This is a genomic window from Lapidilactobacillus wuchangensis (assembly GCF_003946645.1).
GTDB lineage: Bacteria > Bacillota > Bacilli > Lactobacillales > Lactobacillaceae > Lapidilactobacillus > Lapidilactobacillus wuchangensis.
The window spans coordinates 1-17,518 of sequence record NZ_RHOU01000022.1 but is presented as its reverse complement, the minus strand read 5'-3'; the positions used below and the strand labels follow the sequence as shown (position 1 = coordinate 17,518).

Annotated in this window: 15 protein-coding genes; 4 read left to right on the top strand and 11 right to left on the bottom strand. The window is 41.1% G+C overall.

From position 1 onward, the window contains the following. The first annotated feature begins 290 nt into the window (after positions 1–290). The 4 genes from EKM82_RS10885 (at position 291) to EKM82_RS10870 (ending at position 3,951) form a co-directional block, all read left to right on the top strand. Positions 291–1,151 carry a MurR/RpiR family transcriptional regulator gene (locus EKM82_RS10885; protein ID WP_125769353.1) on the top strand — a complete coding sequence of 287 codons (861 nt, stop codon included), beginning with the start codon at positions 291–293 and terminating at the stop codon, positions 1,149–1,151. Between the two features lie 199 nt (positions 1,152–1,350). Next, positions 1,351–2,673, top strand: coding sequence for a PTS sugar transporter subunit IIC (locus EKM82_RS10880; protein ID WP_125769350.1), 1,323 nt, complete (start codon positions 1,351–1,353; stop codon positions 2,671–2,673). A gap of 16 nt (positions 2,674–2,689) precedes the next feature. Further along, positions 2,690–2,953, top strand: a complete 264-nt coding sequence (locus EKM82_RS10875) for a diacylglycerol kinase (protein WP_125769347.1) — start codon at positions 2,690–2,692, stop codon at positions 2,951–2,953. 518 nt (positions 2,954–3,471) lie between these two features. After that, on the top strand, positions 3,472–3,951 hold the full coding sequence (locus EKM82_RS10870; RefSeq protein WP_125769344.1) for a hypothetical protein: 480 nt from the start codon (positions 3,472–3,474) through the stop codon (positions 3,949–3,951). Between the two features lie 488 nt (positions 3,952–4,439). Here the strand turns inward: EKM82_RS10870 and EKM82_RS10865 are convergent, their stop codons facing one another. From EKM82_RS10865 to EKM82_RS10810, 11 genes are all read right to left on the bottom strand, one after another. Continuing rightward, entirely contained in the window at positions 4,440–4,658 is a 219-nt protein-coding gene (locus EKM82_RS10865) for a hypothetical protein (protein WP_125769342.1), read from the bottom strand. Between the two features lie 117 nt (positions 4,659–4,775). Beyond that, positions 4,776–4,994, bottom strand: coding sequence for a hypothetical protein (locus EKM82_RS10860; RefSeq protein ID WP_125769339.1), 219 nt, complete (start codon positions 4,992–4,994; stop codon positions 4,776–4,778). A 974-nt stretch (positions 4,995–5,968) separates the two neighbouring features. Beyond that, a complete protein-coding gene (locus EKM82_RS10850) occupies positions 5,969–6,667 on the bottom strand; it encodes a hypothetical protein (protein WP_164508265.1) in 699 nt (232 codons plus the stop codon). A 282-nt stretch (positions 6,668–6,949) separates the two neighbouring features. After that, positions 6,950–7,693, bottom strand: a complete 744-nt coding sequence (locus EKM82_RS10845; protein ID WP_125769330.1) for a hypothetical protein — start codon at positions 7,691–7,693, stop codon at positions 6,950–6,952. 142 nt (positions 7,694–7,835) lie between these two features. Further along, positions 7,836–8,084: a hypothetical protein gene (locus EKM82_RS10840; protein ID WP_125769327.1), complete on the bottom strand. Its 249-nt coding sequence runs from the start codon at positions 8,082–8,084 to the stop codon at positions 7,836–7,838. Between the two features lie 48 nt (positions 8,085–8,132). After that, positions 8,133–8,360, bottom strand: a complete 228-nt coding sequence (locus tag EKM82_RS10835) for a hypothetical protein (protein ID WP_125769324.1) — start codon at positions 8,358–8,360, stop codon at positions 8,133–8,135. 240 nt (positions 8,361–8,600) lie between these two features. After that, a complete protein-coding gene (locus EKM82_RS10830; protein WP_164508264.1) occupies positions 8,601–9,386 on the bottom strand; it encodes an endonuclease/exonuclease/phosphatase family protein in 786 nt (261 codons plus the stop codon). A 148-nt stretch (positions 9,387–9,534) separates the two neighbouring features. Further along, positions 9,535–11,505 carry an EndoS/ChiA family endoglycosidase gene (locus EKM82_RS10825; RefSeq protein ID WP_125769320.1) on the bottom strand — a complete coding sequence of 657 codons (1,971 nt, stop codon included), beginning with the start codon at positions 11,503–11,505 and terminating at the stop codon, positions 9,535–9,537. 923 nt (positions 11,506–12,428) lie between these two features. Then, positions 12,429–13,418: a polysaccharide deacetylase family protein gene (locus EKM82_RS10820; RefSeq protein ID WP_164508263.1), complete on the bottom strand. Its 990-nt coding sequence runs from the start codon at positions 13,416–13,418 to the stop codon at positions 12,429–12,431. A 138-nt stretch (positions 13,419–13,556) separates the two neighbouring features. Further along, on the bottom strand, positions 13,557–16,115 hold the full coding sequence (locus tag EKM82_RS10815; RefSeq protein ID WP_125769314.1) for a YhgE/Pip domain-containing protein: 2,559 nt from the start codon (positions 16,113–16,115) through the stop codon (positions 13,557–13,559). A gap of 23 nt (positions 16,116–16,138) precedes the next feature. Further along, positions 16,139–16,705: a TetR/AcrR family transcriptional regulator gene (locus EKM82_RS10810; protein ID WP_125769311.1), complete on the bottom strand. Its 567-nt coding sequence runs from the start codon at positions 16,703–16,705 to the stop codon at positions 16,139–16,141. Positions 16,706–17,518: the final 813 nt, after the last annotated feature.

The following is a 17,518-nucleotide window of genomic DNA, read 5'->3' as shown; positions in this document are numbered from 1 at the left end:
TGGAGGGCGTGGTTGTCAGCCGCCAAATTTGTCTTATTGCTTTAGCAATTAGACAAAGGCTCGTATTTGAAACAATTTGGTCTTTAATTGGTTCAAATCGATGCCGGCCGCGTTCCACAACCAGCAAGCCCGGAATGGAGTCAAAACGAATTCTGTCGTAACGCATGCCTTGGGTCTTAGATTTTGAATTTTATTGTGCAATCAGAACATTTCACGATGACAACGCTTTTTTGATAATAAAACTGGTAGAATTAAAGAGAATAATGGTGAGCAAGTAAGGAGTTAGGAAAATGTCTGTTAAGGGTCGTATTTTAAATGCAAAATCGGATTTATCGTCAGCCGAGGTTAAAATCGCGGATTATGTTTTGGAACATCCGCAAACGGTAATCAAAATGACAGTGACGCAACTGGCTAAAGCAGCTGGCTCCAGTCCAGCTTCGGTCATTCGTTTGACGAAGCGTTTGGATATTGGGAGTTTCACGACGCTGAAAATTTTGTTGTCGTCTGATTTAACGAAAAATCAAGCTGATCCCAAAGCGCATGATGACATTTTGCCGAACGAACAAATCGGCTCGATCAAAGAGAAATTGTTGACCAGCGCCTTGCAATCAATTCGCGAAACAACTGATCAGGTCAATGAAGATGAAGTCCAGAAATTAGCTAAGGCAATTATTGATTCCAAACAATTATTTCTGTTTGGGATTGGTGCCTCATATTTGGCGGTTGAAAATATTTGCCAGAAATGGAATCGGGTTGGTTATCCTACAGTCGCGGATAATGACCTGAACGCGTTATTGCCGAAAGTGGTCAACGCCAATGGCAATGATATTCTCTGGATTATTTCTAACTCTGGGGAGTCACCAGAAGTTTTAGTGGCGGCGGAAACGGCTAAACAAGCTGGCATTAAAGTGGCCTCACTGACGCGGTTTGGCAATAATAGTTTGGCGAAATTATCGGATATTGCGGTCCATACTTCGCAGCCAAAGGAAAGTCCGAACCGAATTGCGGCAACGAACTCGTTATTGGCCCAGTTTATGTTGATCGACATTATTTTCTACTACTTTGTCAGTCGTACCTTCAAGGAAAGCGCTAACTCATTAGACTTGTCTCATGAAGTGATTCATGATTACAAGGCTAAATTGTGGCATTAATTTCAGATTGGTCTATAGTTAAAAACATGGATTATTAGCTCATTATAAAAAATAATGTCAAAATAAAATATTTTTCATGTAATATATTGAAATATAATTTCATGGTGCTATAATAACTTTTGAAGGCGGATACAAACTTCAAAGGTTATTATTTTTTAGCAATTATTTATTAACATTTTTTAGGAGGAGTGATTTTTCCATGAATAAGTTTATGAAATGGGTCGAAGACAAACTTGTCCCACCAATGGCAAAAATCGGGAACCAACGTCATTTATTAGCTATTCGTAATGGTGTTGTTTCGACATTGTCACTAATTTTAATCGGTACTTTCTTCATGGTCTTCGTTAACTTGCCTGTTCCGGCTTGGAAGGCAGCGTTAGCACCATATACAGAAATGATCGTTATGCCATATCGGGTTACTTTGGGCTTGATGGCAATCTACGCAACTTTCGTTATGGGTTCTGATTTGGCGAAGTCATACAAATTAGATGGTGTAACTGGTGGTATTCTTTCATTAGGTGCCTTCTTCATGTTACAAATGCCAACTAATATTTTGACACCAAAGAAAGCCCCAATGGGTTACGTATTACCAATGAGTTCTTTAGGTGCTTCTGGTATGTTCACTGGTATTTTATCAATGATCGTGGCCGTTGAAATTTATCGTTTCTTCCAGTCACATAACATTACGATTAAGATGCCTGACCAAGTTCCCCCTGCAGTTGCTCGTAGTTTCGAGGCCTTGATTCCATCCGCCGTTATCATGACCTTGTTCTGGTTGATCCGTGACGTGGCTAAAATCGATGTTAACTCATTGTTACTCGACTTATTCCACCCATTAACGAACATCTTAGGGAATAACTTATTAGGTGCTTTGTTACCAATGTTCTTGATTCATATCTTATGGTCATTTGGTATCCATGGTATGAGTATTGTCGGTTCAGTTGTTCGTCCTATTTGGTTGATCATGTTGGACGACAATGCCAAGGCATTAGCTTCAGGTACTGCTGCTACTAAATTACCTTATATCGCTCCAGAACAGTTCTATCAATGGACAGTTACCATTGGTGGTGCCGGTGCAACTGTTGTTGTTGCCGCATTGTTCTTAATTGTCTGCAAGTCGAAATTCTTGAAAGAAGTCGGCCGGTTCTCAATCGTCCCTGGGATTTTCAACATTAACGAACCTATGATCTTCGGTGCGCCAATGATGTTAAACCCATACATGTTTATTCCATTCAACGTTGTGCCATTAGTCTTAACAACAATTAGTTACTTTGCCGTTAAGCTTGGTTTAGTCAATGGCTTTACTTCATTGCAAGCTTGGACTTTACCAGCACCAATTGGTGGTTACTTATCAGCAGGTAACGACTGGCGAATGATCATCTTGATCTTAGTCAACTTAGCTGTTGCCACAATCATCTACTTCCCATTCGTCAAAGCATACGACAAACATATGCTTGATGTGGAACAAAATGGTGATGATACTAAGGACGGCGCTACTGACGCTGCTTCTGCAAACGCATAATTAAACGAGGTGTATCATGCTTTATTGGCTAATTGTTTTCGTTGCTTTTATCATCCTGTTCTATGCCAGCAACCGGCTTCTCGCTTGGCTTAAAGGAAAAGGGATCAAAATTAATCGTTGGATTTGGGCAGCTGCATCGTTCTTAGTCATTATTATTCCTAAGTCGATTTTCCCAAATATGAATAATATTGTTCTCGGTATTCTCTACGTCTTTTGCGCAGTCTTTGCTTTGAACTTCATGATCGAACAACACGATTGGTTCGTAAAGTCTAAAATTTAAAGTTTTAGTGATACAGATTCAAATCAATCATCCAACCCATTTAGTGGCAAAAGAGTGGAAACTTTTGCTAACTAACCCATGAGACCCGCAGACTCCACTGCGGGTCTTTTTTTATAGTTGCTCGGAGCGATGGTCAGACTGCGTAGCGTAATTTCAAATAACTGACTGAGCGGTGAAACCGATCGGACAGTTATTTAAATTAGGCATAGCAGTCTATCGCTCCGAGCACGATTAAAACAAGTTGCGCAGGTCGACGTACTTTTGGCGTAGGGTAATTTCAAATAATTTGATGAGCGGTGAAACCGATCATTGAATTATTTGAATTAACCATAGCCATTTGTCGACCGGAGCACGATTCAGCGCCAGTAAAACTAAACCGTAAACTAATTCAGAGTTTAAACGGAACAGGCTGAATAATTGCTGACCGTGGCAAGCCAAGCGATATAAATTGACAGGATTTACTGCCAGGCACTACACTGATCATTATTATAATTCCGATATGAGGACTGGTGGGGGCAATGAGACGAAAATTGGTTTTATTATGGCTACCGTTGATTCATGCACTGATTCTATGTAGTTACACGATTTTCTTTGTCCGCAGTCACGCCCACATTGTAAGTAGTGGTGCTGATTTAAGTCTGGCTGATAATTTAAAATTTGATCCAACGCGAATCGGGGAATATCAGTTGCGCGGCGATCCGCTTCATCTCAAAGACCCATTGTTGATCGCCTTGATGATGATCGGTGTGCTTTATTTGCTATTAATTATGATCGCGGTTTTCCGGGCAAAAATCATTGATTTGGCGCTGCCAGTTGCGTTACTCTGTCTTTTAATCCCGCTATTACCGCCATATACGGATAACATCATCATGAAATTAATGGTTGCCAATCTGTTTTATAGCCTGTCTTTGCTCTTATCGGCGCTGTGGTTAAGTGCGTCGGTGAAATTTACGAATATTAATTGGCCAAAGTGGCTATTGGCTTCTAAAAAGCATTAACTTATTTAAAGTAACTCTGTAATATTCGCCAATTAGTGGGAAACAGATCGAAATCGCAACTTATTTATTCACAAAAGTTGGCTCAATTGCTGATTTTAGACGGTCTAAGCGACAATTTTTTGGACAAATTCACAGTTTCGTCACATTTAAGTCTCAAAAGCGCCAAGTTTGTGGCACGATTAATTCATAGACAGAAGTTATAGTATTAAGTATAGAAAGTTAATCGTCAGGTTGCTTCAACAGAAGTCAATCGCCGGTGTGCCCACGCTGGTAATTGCTGACGCAGTGGCTTTCCTAACAAAACCCAAATACCCTAAAAAATTGCTAGTTTTCTTCATTTTACTCCTCCCTTTAAAATGAATTAAAAAACCACTTCCTGCCCAGAAGTGGTTTTTTTGTGGTTTCAAAATGGTATAACCAAGATTATCAAACATAGGTGTTTAGTTTTCAAGTCACAATTATTTTGGCCAAGCAGCAATCGATAAACACTAGAGGGCGTTATTCAATGCCGCCGCGAGTAGAAAGATACCTGGAATCAACAATAGAACTGAAAGGATGTCGCCAATACCAAGATTAGCCCAACTAAAAAAATCTGCAGGCGACCGTCTTTTTTTCAGCCACTGATAAAAATGGCCAGCCAAACAGAATTCGGCGATACCACCAACGATGAAAATCAACCCAATTAATATACCACCACTTTGCGACATGCTGGTCACCTTAATTCTTACATAATAATGAATCTGTTTAACTTATAGAGTTGGCAGACTCGTTGCTGCAACATCAGTCCTAGTTAGCTGGTTGCGGCACTACTGCATTTATTAACTTTAACTAAAACCACCAGTAAAGGCAGCAATCACTGCGCTGATACCAACGATGAGAAACAGCAAGCCAATATAAAAGCCGGCGCCTAATCCAGCTAAGGTGAATGGTGAGGTCGAACCAGAGCCCTTTTTAGTGACCCAGTGGCTGAAGGTACCAGTGAAATATAATTCAGCCAAACCAGCAATAATCAACACACCGCCAGTGATAATTCCAGTGAACATATAAAAACCCCCTCTTCTGAAAAGCGTGCCTGTTGCTACCCGATTGAATAAAACACGCTTCACATTTAATGACTTGAGTATAGGCCTGAGCGCTACCTTGCTCAATGGGACTCTAGACTGATTTTGACGAGTGTCATGTCGTGGAAATATTGTTGTAACATGCTTAATAAGCTATCTAACTAATGATTTCGTGACGACCTGTCATTTTATTGTAGGCGGTTTCATTTCAATTATGAAAACGTAAGATCAAAAACCACGTTGCTCTTTTTCTATCGGTTCGTTATATCTTAAATTTATTGAAAAGCATCTCGCAATGATTATCCCAAATTTTCTGCCAATACGTTGAAATACGCAACTTAAAATCATGTCTGGTTCTGAGTTGAAGCTTTTGTGAGAATGGTTACTAGATTATATACTTGGTGGAAGAAGTAGGTTAGGCGCTGGTCTCTGGAAGGAGTGAAATTATGAATATCGCTAATGTCGTCGCACCCGCAACTTTTGGAACCTTATTTCTTGGCGTTGGTATATGGCAATTGATTGCAACATATAAGTATTTCAAGAATCTGAAATCAGGAAAGACGAAGAGTAAAAGCGGATTTGTCGGGTACGCAGTTTGGGCGAGTTTGATGATAGGTATTGTTTTTACGATCTTTGGTTTAGGCACTGTAATCAGTGCATTGATAAATTTGATTAAATAAAAGGCGGTTCTTCATGAACAAAAATCCGGTTATGGAGCAATAGTCACGTCTGATGCGCTGATGAAGGCTATTGTTGAGCTAGTAAAGATTATTCTCCAAAAAAATAAACCGTCGGCCAACGGTTTAGAAATTTAGAAACAACTAATTTCTGACTTGCGCCGATCGTTGTACATGAGAGTCAACAATCGAACATCAGGGAGCAACGTGTTTACAGCGCGTTGCTCTTTTTCTATCGGTTCATTATACCTTAAACCTGTTGAAATTATATCGTAATGATTATTCTGGTGCAGATACTATTGACCAGTCCAACTTTGATTTATATTGGCCCGTTTTAAGGACACTGTTATAAATGTAAAGCTTTAGGCCCTGGACTTCATTGTTGGAAACTGAAGGAATTGCCATGCCATTGGTTGTTTTGGATAGCAAAATAGAGCCAGCTGTCAATTTCTCAAAATTAACACTAGATTGGTAGAATCTTAGCTCTGAAGAAAGTGCGTGCTCACCATCCGTAAATCCAGTTGTTTGGGTCAGATAAACTTGGACTGCAGTTCGATTACGACGATTATCAGAAACAGTTAAAAGATCTTGGTCGGGGTTGTCAGTAGTGCTTTCAACGACACCAGTTAATGGCCGACCAACGTCGGAATATTTAACTGAGCCATAGTCAATGTCGTGAGCTACGGCACTTATTTTATTGTCAGTAAAGTTGATATATAGTGGGTTGCCTTGATAAGTTTCGGGCAGATCCGTTTCGGTGCTATCTTGTCCGAGAAACGTAGGAATAGTCTCTAAGTGAAGATTAGCATTATCTGCGGCAGGTAAATCTATTTCAAAGGTATGTGTTTTAACTTTAGAAAAGTCAATCGATGGTATCAGAACTGCTGCATAATCAAGGCTGTTAGGATCTTCAAGATCAGGGGCAACTATATAATCATCAAATTCAACATCGTCAAATTTAACTAAGCTGGGTGCCATATTTATTGGTATTCTAAAATATAAACGGCCGGCTGCCAAATTTGACTGAGAGTTTTCATCAGTTATTGTACCCTTAATAACTAACTGATCGTCAGCAATAACACGATTCACTTGGGTATTAGCAGTATTATGATCATTGAACGTATTATTGGTGACGGTACTGATTAAAGTTATTTTAGGTGTATCTGACGTAGTAACAGTTAATCTAGCTTTATTGGTCGTTATTGTCAATTGATTGCTATTGGGATTTTCCGTGGAAGAAAAATTCAGCACCGCATAGTATTATTGCTGATTATTATCAGAATAGCTGACGCTAGGAATTGTATAACTGAGATCATCTTGGTCAGCATCAGCTGGTGCAACTGTATCAATGCTATTGGCGATTTTATGCCAGACAATACTCGTCAAGGTGACATTGTTAGCCGCAGCTATTTTGGTGATATCTTTTTGAATTTTGAAAGTTGCTGGATTTCCCTCAATGGCTGTTTGATTAGTTAAGCCACCACCAATGGTAATTCTTTTACTGGCGGTTAAAGTAGCGCCGTTATGATTTGTGACTGTTGCTGTTACGGTAACCACACCATTTCGCCTAATGGTGTTGGCGGTGATCAAGCCAGATTTTGGATCAATCGTTGCTACTGAAGAATCATCAACACCCCAAGTGACGGCGGCATTGGCGGTGGCAGGGGTTAAGATAGCCACCGCCTTGGTCGTGTCAGCAGTAGCTTGATTATTTAATAAGTAGTCAGTGCCCACGTTGACTGTAATATCGGTGGCGTCAATGAAATCAGTGGTGATTTCTGATTGAGGTGTGGTTGTTTCACTCTGAGATGCGTTAAGTGGATTACCTGATAGTGTACTTGAAGTAGCAGCAATATTGTTTTGCGCAATAGTTTGGTGCTGTTCTGTAGTATCAGCACGTACAGTATTTGCTGCCTGTAAGTTGTGGCTTAAAGTCAGACTACCAACTAATAAGGCACCTAATGTAACAAACAAAATTGATTTCTGATAATGGTGTTGAGCCATCGTGGTTTACCCCCAAATAGTGCATCCCATAATAATTGATTACTTATCATATAGTTTAATACATATTATAAAAAATAGCGCACAAATAACTTGATTTTCTAATTCACACAACAAAAAAGGCCGCTGCATTAGCAGCGCCTTTTTAGCGAATTATTTTCAATTGGCTTAAGTCAATTGAACCACCTAATGTAATGAAAATTCCGCCAATGCCCATGATAATTAATAAAATGGCGATGAGGGTGCCAGAACCTAGACTGGCTAATGAGAAAGGCGAGGTTGCGGCGGTGCCTTTTTTGGTCAACCAACGACCAAAGTTACCAGCCAAAAATAACTCAACAATCCCACCAATTATAAACATTAAACCAATTAATATTCCAAAAACTAATGGCATTTAATGATCTCCTTCCTAGAATTGCTCACGCATTAATACCGTGTGACTTTACAATGGCACCCCACTAAAAGTCATAATCAATGCACCAATGCCTGCAAGTGTTAGCAATAAACCGATTATTGCTCCAGAACCGATACTGGCTAAAGTAAAGGGTGAAGTTGCAGCGGTACCCTTTTTGGTTAACCAATGGCCGAAATTACCAGCAAGATAGATCTCATATAGTCCACTGGCCAGCAATAATAGTGATAGCGCCATTTCTAAAATGAAATCCTTCATTGTTAAGGACCTCCCCTAACATTCAATGCCCAAAGTATAGGTCCATTATCAACCTTGTTCAATGGGACCCAAGACTGATTTGCTGTAAGTGTCATTTTAATGAATACTGTTATAAGTTGCTTTTAGATGACTATAATTTGCTTTTCACAGTTGCTTGTCATCAGGTCTGCGTTTAATTTTGTTGAACATTGAAATTAAGCAAACAAAAAGAAGATCACATTACGATCTTCTTTAGCAAGTTTATTTTAAATCAACAGTTAATTCAACTGGGAAATGGTCTGAAGGATAGAAACCAGCGTCGAAAGTGCGGTCATCGATGTTGTAGCTGTCGATGGTGACAAACTGATTGGTGAAAATAAAGTCGATCAGGCTGTAGGCAGTCACGTCTTCGGGGATGAAAGTGCCATCCATTTGCCAGCTGCCATTAGGGCCGGTTGGTGGCGTCTGACTATGAGTGCGCGCGTCCAGTAACTTTTCAGCGACGTAGTGATAAGTTGGGTCGTCCATTTCGACGTTGAAATCGCCCATTAAGAAAAATGGTTGCGTGGCAATTTTATCAGCAAGTCGCTGCAGAATTAATTCGGCCCCAAATTGCCGCGCTTCTGCGGAGGCATTGTCCAAGTGGGTGACAGTGGCAACGAATTCGGCCCCAGTTTGGCGGTCCTTTAATTGCACGTAGACGCAAACCCGTTTGCAGCCGGCACCAGGATATAATTCCGGCACGGCTGGATTTTTAGCTAACCAGAAGTGGCCGTGATCAACTAATTCAAATTTATCCCGCTTGTAGAAAATCCCATTGTATTCGCCTTCGGTTTGGCCATCATCGCGAGCAACGCCGACCCAGTCATAACCAGGAAGCTGTTTCAAGGTGGCTAATTGTTGCTTCAGCACTTCCTGGACGCCGAAGAAATCCGCATTAACACTTTTTAACAGTGCCATGACTTGGGTGTGCCGCCGCGCCCAACCGTAATCCTGGTCGTCAGGCGTGTCATAGCGAATATTGTAGGTCATCATTTTATAAGTCATCAACATAATCTCCTTAATTTGCGGGCAATCAAGCACTTGCCCAGTCTAAAAATAATTGCTGACAATACAAAAAGTGTAGCACGATTTGTTGGGGCAAAACGGGCTACACTTAAAGTTTTGAAAATAAGTCATAGTGGGGTGAGAATGACTATTGTTGCCGTGAATGCTTCATGGAAACGCCGAGGATGAGCAGCAGTGACAACCCAGTGATCACGAGTAGCATAGTTGTTGTCTTAGATTCAGATGCTTGTGGTAATTTATCTTGTTTGTTTGTTTCTTTAACAACTGGTTTAGTGACGGCGGCAGTTACTTTTTCATAATGATAAGTGACTGTTGTGTTGGCTTCAGCGAACTTGCCGTTTTCAGTGCCAGTTGTCTTAACTAAACGATAACCGTTAATTGCTAATGCTTTCGTTTGGTAAGCAGTACCAATTTTACCAGTCAAAGTTGTGTCGGCGTGCAGGGTTTTGCCGGCTTGATCAAGATAGCGAACAATGACATTACCATTGGCAACTGCCACGTCATTTTTAGCATAAGTGAAAGTGATTGTGTGGTCAGCAAAGTCATATTTGCCAGCTAAGTCGCCGTCAGTCTGTTGTAAAGTATAGCCGTCAATGTTAGCGACTTTAACATCATAGTCGCTCCCAAAATCACCAGTTAAAACTTGGGCATCTTGTAACGCCTTGCCGTCAGTTGTCTGGAAGTTAACCGTGACTTTACCAGTGGCATTGGTGATTGCTGCTTGAAGCGCCGTTACGCTAGCATCAATTTGCGCTTGAGTATATTCTTTGCCACCAATTAATTGGGCTAACTGATCAGACTTGGTCCGCAAATCTGAGACATTAGCTAAGCTACGAGCGCGTTGCAGTGTGGCTAACATTGCCTGTGATTGAGATAAAGTTTTTTCAGCAGCAGTTAAGTTGATTGCTAACAAGTTGTTTTCCAAAACAGGGTCATAAGTTGGTGAAATGGCACTGTCGTAGTCTTTGCCCATAATAGCTTCGTTGACTTCGTAAAGATTTTGGCCAGCGTTAATCGCTTTAGTGGCAGTCGCAATTGTATCAGCACTAAGGTCTTTGCTGAAGCGAATCCGTTGTAAGTGATGCTCAGCTAATTCCTTAGCTGAATCTAATGACCAGCCGTTAACTTCTTGAATTGAAGTCTTAGTCCAAATTAAATTGGAAGGGCTGATATGACTGAAATCAGGTTCGTTGTAAGTTTTGCCATCACGGTCGAAAGCGTAAAGGAACATCCCGCTTAAGTTATTATCCCGTGAATATTTAGCAACGTTGTAGATGTTGGAGTTTGTGTAAACTGGGTCAGTGTCGTACCAACGGTTGCCAGGATCTTGTTCTTCAGGGAAAGTTAAACCAGGCATGAATTTATTGCTTGGTAAGCCAGCTGCTTCATATGCTGCAGCTGCTTTGCCAGTACGATCGGCACCACTACCATATTGTTGATAGGGCACTTGGTCGAAAACGTCAACGACATTCTTGAATGGATCCATATTTGTGCCGTTACTGTCATAGAGGAATAAAGTGCCGTTATTCGCTTTAGGGCCGATATATTTCGACAAGGCACGAATCACGCCATCAGATAATTTCACTTCGAGTGCTGATGGTTGAGTTTCCATGTCAATGTCTAAGCCATCAAGTTTCCATGGTGTCATTAATTCTTCAAGTAATTGCTGAGCATAGAGATCAAATTGTTCCTCAGTTGGATCAGCGCCATATTGATAATAAATTGCCGTTAATTTACTATAGTCGAAACCACGAACTAATTTGACGCCACGAGCATGCAAGTTATCAGCATATTCGCCTTTTAATTTATCGAAGTATGGTTTAGCGAGAGCTTCTTGTTCCTTAGGTACATAGCTAAATACGTTAACAATATTTACGCCATAAGGAATATCGTCCATCGTTAACCAGTTGGGATCAGTGATGCTGGTGTTGACGCCTTGCATAGTCTTATCGCGCCAAGCCCGATAATAAACCATGAAATTCTTGTTGATTTGTTGCTGAGCAACCGCTTGACCATGAACAGTCTGCGGTTGTTTGCCCATTAATAACCCTAAAAGCCCACAGAACGCTACCAGGCTTAGTAACCCTTTTTTCTTCACGTGTGTTTCCCCCTAGATGAAATTAGTTTTTGGTGACAGCCAGCCTTTGTAACCGCTATCAATCGCCTATAGTCTAAAGGGTAACTCAATCAGAAACAATGAAATTTTTAAAGGTCTTTAATAATTAACTAAAAAAATACAAGTTCAGTATTCAGAACTGATTGCGCGTTTGCAACGGTGTTATAACGATGAGTTGCATGAACAAAGTATAGAAATGATAGATCAACTTATAGCACTTTGGTCTACTTGAATAGACAAGTATTTATTGCTGTTCCGACAGCGATTGATAATCGTCTATATGGAATTGGTTCGTACCAAAAATAACTGATTTTAGCGTGCGATTCCAATTTGAACTGGTTTTAGTGGGAATGGCGGATAATTCCGATACGGTCAGCGCCGGTTGAAGTTGTGAAAACTAGATGGCGCTTGACTGCATTCCGGGCTGCTTGGCGTGGAACGCTGCCGGCGTTGATTTGAGCTTATTGCTAACGCAACAATCTCAAATACAAGCCTTATCGTAAGTGCTAAAGCACTAACGATAATTTGGCGGCTGACGCCAAGATCCCTCCACGCCGTCTGAAGTTCATGTGGTGCACTTTATCTTCGCTAGCATTTGAAGGCAGCAATGTAAGATTGGGATAAACATACGATTAATATCATATTCTGAATATAGGTCTTCACTGTGTTTTGAGTTAAATTAGGCCACTTTAGATTTAGGACAGCTTTAGTAAAGTTAGATGCCAATTATCTAGAACCACCTGTGTTAACCCTCAAAATTGCTTATCACTAATTAGAAAAATAATTTTTAGCAAATTAATAAGCCTGTCTAACAAGCTTTCCGGATAGTAAACCAGAAATTGTTAAGACAGACTTATTGGTAAATATTGATTAGTTGTGAGCAGCAACCAGATCTGTTTTGTTGCTTAAGACAAGATACCGAATTGATAACCGTGAGTTTTATAATATTCAATCACTTTTGGTAGGGCTTGGAGGGTTAATTCTTTGTCGATGGCGTCGTGCATTAGGATTACTTTAACTGGGCTTGAAGGAAAAGCTGTCAAAGAGTTGGCGTGATATTGCAACATCGCCTCGACGGTTTTCGGACCGCGGCTACCGAGCGCATCACCAACGGCACCGTTCCAATCCATCCAAGTTACGCCGAGCTGCTTAAGTTGCGCATCAGCAGGCGCCAGTCCTTGCCAAGACATGTGGCCACCAGGATAACGCCAGACTTTGGTGGTGAAGTCCGCGCCTAAAATTTGTTGCATCAGGGTTTCAGCTTGTTGATATTCGCGAACGATATTGGCGGCGTTGGCAACGCGATTAGGGTAAAGCAGACTGTAATTATGATCGTAGCTGTGAATGGCGATGCCATGACCAGCTTGATACTCTTTTTGCAGCATTGCTTGATTATCTGGGGCAGTCAGGGTATTACCGACCACAAAGAAGGTCGCGTGGACTTGTTGGTCAGCCAACACTTGTAAAACTCGTGGTGTCATCGTTTGATTAACGCCATCATCAAACGTTAAAAAAACAGTTGGTTGGGTAATTGTTGTGGGTTGGCCAGTCATTGCTGTTTGCACTTCAGCGGCTGAGTAGGCATAACTATCAGCGCTGGCAATATGATTAGTGGCGGCCCGATTCTCGTCAACGGTGGTGGTGTTTTCCTGAGTTTGCGAATCGACGTCCGTACTTGAATTACTGGCTGATTCGGCCACACCGCTAGTTGAACTACTGTCCGCGTCTGAAGCACTGCTACTAGTTGCGGCAGTTGCTTTTTTTGATTTTTGGCTGCTGGTGACTGAACTGGTGTCAGCTGATCCCTGCGCTGCTGGCTTCTTCTGTGTTCGACAGCCGCTGAGAATGATCAATGCGCTAAGACTAAGAATTAATAAGAGCCCGGTTTTTTTCAATTTGTTGGTTCCTCTCCAAGACATTACTCTTAGTTTAAACAATCCAGACAAGTTAATAAAGCGAGGCTTACTTTTTTTAGGAAAAAGTTTGCCACAAAAAAAGCGACCCCACAAAATGAGGTCACTTTCGTTTAAAAACTATTTTTCAACAGCTTGTAATTTTTGATTATCGTCTAATTGGGAAATGCCCATTAAACCCTTCTTCTGCAAGCGTTGCATGACTAACCAAAGCAATGCTAAGGAAATGACAGCAATTAAGATCATGTAGAAGATGGCGTAACTTACGGTGCCACTTGCAATCCCACTGGTAATAGCTTCACGGAAGCCGAGGATTGAATGAGTCATTGGTAAGAATGGGTGAATGACGTTGTAGAAGTGGTTGGTAATTTCCATTGGGAAGGTACCACCAGAACCACCTAATTGCAACATCAAGAGTACCATGGCGATGAATCGACCTGGGTTATCCAGCCACATTGATAAGAACATGACGAGATACATTGAGGTCATCGCGAATAACCAAGCAATGAAGTAGAAGAGGGCAACGTGTTCAACTTGTAAACCGCCGACCATGATCAAGGTTGCTTCAACAATGGCCATCCCGGTGGCAACAATCCCACCAATGGCGATCTTACTGAAGAACCATTGAGTAGGTGTGCCATCACGACGAGAAACTTTACGAATTGGATAAGCAAAGTTGAAGACCAAAGCGCCGACATACAATGCTAATGACAAGACGTAAGGAGCTAAAGCATGACCATAGTTAGAAACTTTACTGTAATAAGTGTGCTTCGTCTTAGTAGGCGCTGCAAACATATCAGCAGTAGCACTAGTTAACTTAATGCCATTAACTTCTTTAGCACCACTAACTAATGATTTCGCTAAAGTCTTAGAACCGCCTTTAAGTTTGCTTGCACCACCAGTTAATTCTTTGTTGTTGTCAGTTAATTGAGTTGTCCCATCAAGTAATTGTTGGACACCACTTGTTAAGGCAGGCAATTGACTGTTCATGGTTGTTAAACCACCGGAAACTTGACTAGCACCACTTGTTAAAGCACTGCCGTTAGCAGCTAATTGTTGGCCACCAGCGTTTAATTGGTTAACACCAGAAACTAATTGAGCAGTACCATTGTTCAATGAAGCGTTGTTAGCAGTTAATTGGTTAGCACCTGATTGAAGTTGGCTAACACCGGCGATTAATGTAGGAACGCTACCATTCAACTGTGCTAAACCAGCATTCACTTGTTTGGCACCAGCAGTTAATTCAGTACCTTTTTCAATTAAACCGCCGTCAACAATCTGCTTGTTTAATGCAGCCAGACCACTTGCCAATTGTTGAGCACCGGGTTTCAATTGATCGGATGCACCACTTGAAATGGCTTTAGCACCATTTTGAATTTGTGTCAGAGCAGCAGTCAATGTCTTACTACTTTCACTCTGAATTTCAGCAAATTCGGTAAAACTATCGCCCATGCCAGTTACACTATCTGATAATTCTTTAAACTCTGCGGGATGTTCTGCAGCGACACCAGCCTGGGCAAGATCAGTCATTGCCTTTTTAGCTTTAACACCATCTTGAGCAAAAGCGGCAGCAGCAGCTTCTGATTTTGCGGTTGTTGCCTTCATGCCAGCTTCAATAGCTGTTACACCACTATCAATACCATTTGCACCAGTTACGATTTGATCAATACCTGCTGGCAATTGTGCAGCACCAGTATTAAGTTTATCGACAGCATCAGCAATTTGATTTACTTTGCTAGTATAAAGTGCTGTTCCATCGTATACTTGCTTGCTACCGCTAACTAATTGACTGACACCAGAGGATAATGTACCAGTTTGGCTACCCATTTGGTTCAAACCGCTAGCCAATTGAGAAACGCCACCAGTATAAGTGCTAACACCACTTTGTAAAGTGCCGACGGAACCGTTTAAAGTACTGATCCCAGAAGCAACTTGGTTAGTCCCAGCAACATAAGTGCTAACGCCACTGCTCAATTGGTTAGCACCAGTTGTTAACTGTTGCACGCCACTTGAAAGTGGGCTAACTTTTAAGCTCATCGTTTGAATACCATCATGAACTGTGGAAACACCTAATGTATAAGTGTTGATCCCATCGTCCAAGGTAACTAAGCCGTTGTTGATTTGAGTCGCGCCTTTACCAGCGGTCTTCATGCCTTTACCAACAACCTTAACTTGTTCAAAAAGGGCACTGGCATAAGCATTCGTCACATTAGCACGAATTTCTTTATCTAAGGTATCCACACCAATTCCGGAAATAACTTGACTTAAGTAATTCAACGAATCATTCGTCTTGTAAGTCAATTGCATTTTCTTAGGATGGGAACTGAGGACAGTTGCCGCATTCTTTGAAAAGTCCTTAGGAATTGTTACTACCGTATAATATTGGTTGTTTTTCAAGCCATCAGCCGCTTTTTTAGCACTGACGAACTTCCAACCTAATTGCTTGTTTTTCTTCAACTTATCGACTGTTTGTTGGCCGACATTCATTGAAGTCCCGTTATAAGTAACAGCCTTATCTTCGTTAACGACTGCGACGGGCAAATCTTGTGTATCACCATAAGGATCCCAAACCGATTTTAAGAAGAAAATCGAATACAAGAACGGGATAATCATAATAACTAAGACAGATAACAAAATAAGTTTGTTTTTCTTAATAAAACCGAATTCATCCTTAATCATAAGAACCTAAACACTTCCTCCACTTACTCTAAAACTTCTCCTAAATATAAATCGACCAATTGCTGGAACGATTGTTGTTGCTTGGCTTGAATCTTGGTCAAAAAACCCATGATTTCCAGCACGGTGTAACCTAAAACGCTACTGATGAAAGCTTCCTCATAAGCGTCGTTAGTCATCTTCTTCAGCTTCACATGTTGCGTGACGCGCCGCAAAAGATTTAAGACACGGCCAGTTTCCTGAACAAACGGACTATCTTCAGGATAACGATGGACATAATAGATTAACTGCACTAGTTGACCTTGAGATTCAAAATAGGCGTGAGCAATATCTGCGTATCCACGCAGCGCTTCTTTGCCAGAAATACCAGTCAGACTTTCGGCCATCTTCATATATAACGTCTTCATGAAGTTGGTCCCAATATCCTCAATGACGGCATCAACGTTGGCGTAGTAGTTATACAAAGACTGTGAGCGAATATCTAATGCTTTAGCTAAACTCCCAAAAGTTAATTGGGGGAAACCTTCTTCGCCAACAATCTTCTGTGCTGTGGCCATAATCTTCTCTCGACTCAGATCGTGCGTTTTACCCATTTATCTATCACCCGCTTTCAAACCGCTGTGCCACTTTTTGACTACGTTGAGAAATTATATTCCGACAATTACCATTAGTCAACCTACAACTTGTAGTTTTTTGCCTGTTAGTCGTGCAAAACCGGAAAAATTTCTTATCATCGTCTAAAATTCTGCGAGTACCAGTCTAGACAAGCCCCGGTGTTAACATTATGACAGCGCTACCCATTTTCTGACAAAATTTCTGCTTGCGTAATCTTTGGCAATGAAAATATTTTAATCTTTTTTTGTTGATAACTAATTGACGGTGGTCAAGTTTGCTCTCGAATGTTATTGATGGCAATTACAAACCATGATTCAAAACCGTTAAAACCCTGGTGAAGATGTTAAGACGGAATTGGTTCTGACTCCATTGCGGGCTGCTTGGCGTGGAACGCGGCCGACACTGATTGAAGCCTTTTTTCAAAAGTCTTCAATACAGGTCTTATCGTAAGTGCTAAAGCACTAACGATAATTTGGCGGCTGACGCCAAGATCCCTCCATTCCGTCTGGAGTTGAGGTGGTTTACTGCATCTTTGTTAGTGTTCAAGGCAGTGGTAGCAGGGTTCAGTGACTCAATTTAATCAGTAGTAATAGTTGAACAGTAACAAAAAACGGTGTGACGGCTCTATTCTTCAATAGAGATTGTCACACCGCTTTGGTATTACCACAATCTGATTCAGCTAAATAGTGGTAATCAGTTTTGTTAGTTTAATCTAGGCAGGGGCCCAGCGATTGGCGTCAATGGTGAAATTATTCTTGCCGCTTTAGCGGTTAGAATAAGGCTTGTATTTG

Excerpts from the sequence above, each read along its gene's own strand:
- EKM82_RS10885 (WP_125769353.1), top strand. The coding sequence starts at position 291 with ATGTCTGTTAAGGGTCGTATTTTAAATGCAAAATCGGATTTATCGTCA.
- EKM82_RS10880 (WP_125769350.1), top strand. The coding sequence starts at position 1,351 with ATGAATAAGTTTATGAAATGGGTCGAAGACAAACTTGTCCCACCAATG.
- EKM82_RS10875 (WP_125769347.1), top strand. The coding sequence starts at position 2,690 with ATGCTTTATTGGCTAATTGTTTTCGTTGCTTTTATCATCCTGTTCTAT.
- EKM82_RS10870 (WP_125769344.1), top strand. The coding sequence starts at position 3,472 with ATGAGACGAAAATTGGTTTTATTATGGCTACCGTTGATTCATGCACTG.
- EKM82_RS10865 (WP_125769342.1), bottom strand. The coding sequence starts at position 4,658 with ATGTCGCAAAGTGGTGGTATATTAATTGGGTTGATTTTCATCGTTGGT.
- EKM82_RS10860 (WP_125769339.1), bottom strand. The coding sequence starts at position 4,994 with ATGTTCACTGGAATTATCACTGGCGGTGTGTTGATTATTGCTGGTTTG.
- EKM82_RS10850 (WP_164508265.1), bottom strand. The coding sequence starts at position 6,667 with ATGGCACCCAGCTTAGTTAAATTTGACGATGTTGAATTTGATGATTAT.
- EKM82_RS10845 (WP_125769330.1), bottom strand. The coding sequence starts at position 7,693 with ATGGCTCAACACCATTATCAGAAATCAATTTTGTTTGTTACATTAGGT.
- EKM82_RS10840 (WP_125769327.1), bottom strand. The coding sequence starts at position 8,084 with ATGCCATTAGTTTTTGGAATATTAATTGGTTTAATGTTTATAATTGGT.
- EKM82_RS10835 (WP_125769324.1), bottom strand. The coding sequence starts at position 8,360 with ATGAAGGATTTCATTTTAGAAATGGCGCTATCACTATTATTGCTGGCC.
- EKM82_RS10830 (WP_164508264.1), bottom strand. The coding sequence starts at position 9,386 with ATGACTTATAAAATGATGACCTACAATATTCGCTATGACACGCCTGAC.
- EKM82_RS10815 (WP_125769314.1), bottom strand. The coding sequence starts at position 16,115 with ATGATTAAGGATGAATTCGGTTTTATTAAGAAAAACAAACTTATTTTG.
- EKM82_RS10810 (WP_125769311.1), bottom strand. The coding sequence starts at position 16,705 with ATGGGTAAAACGCACGATCTGAGTCGAGAGAAGATTATGGCCACAGCA.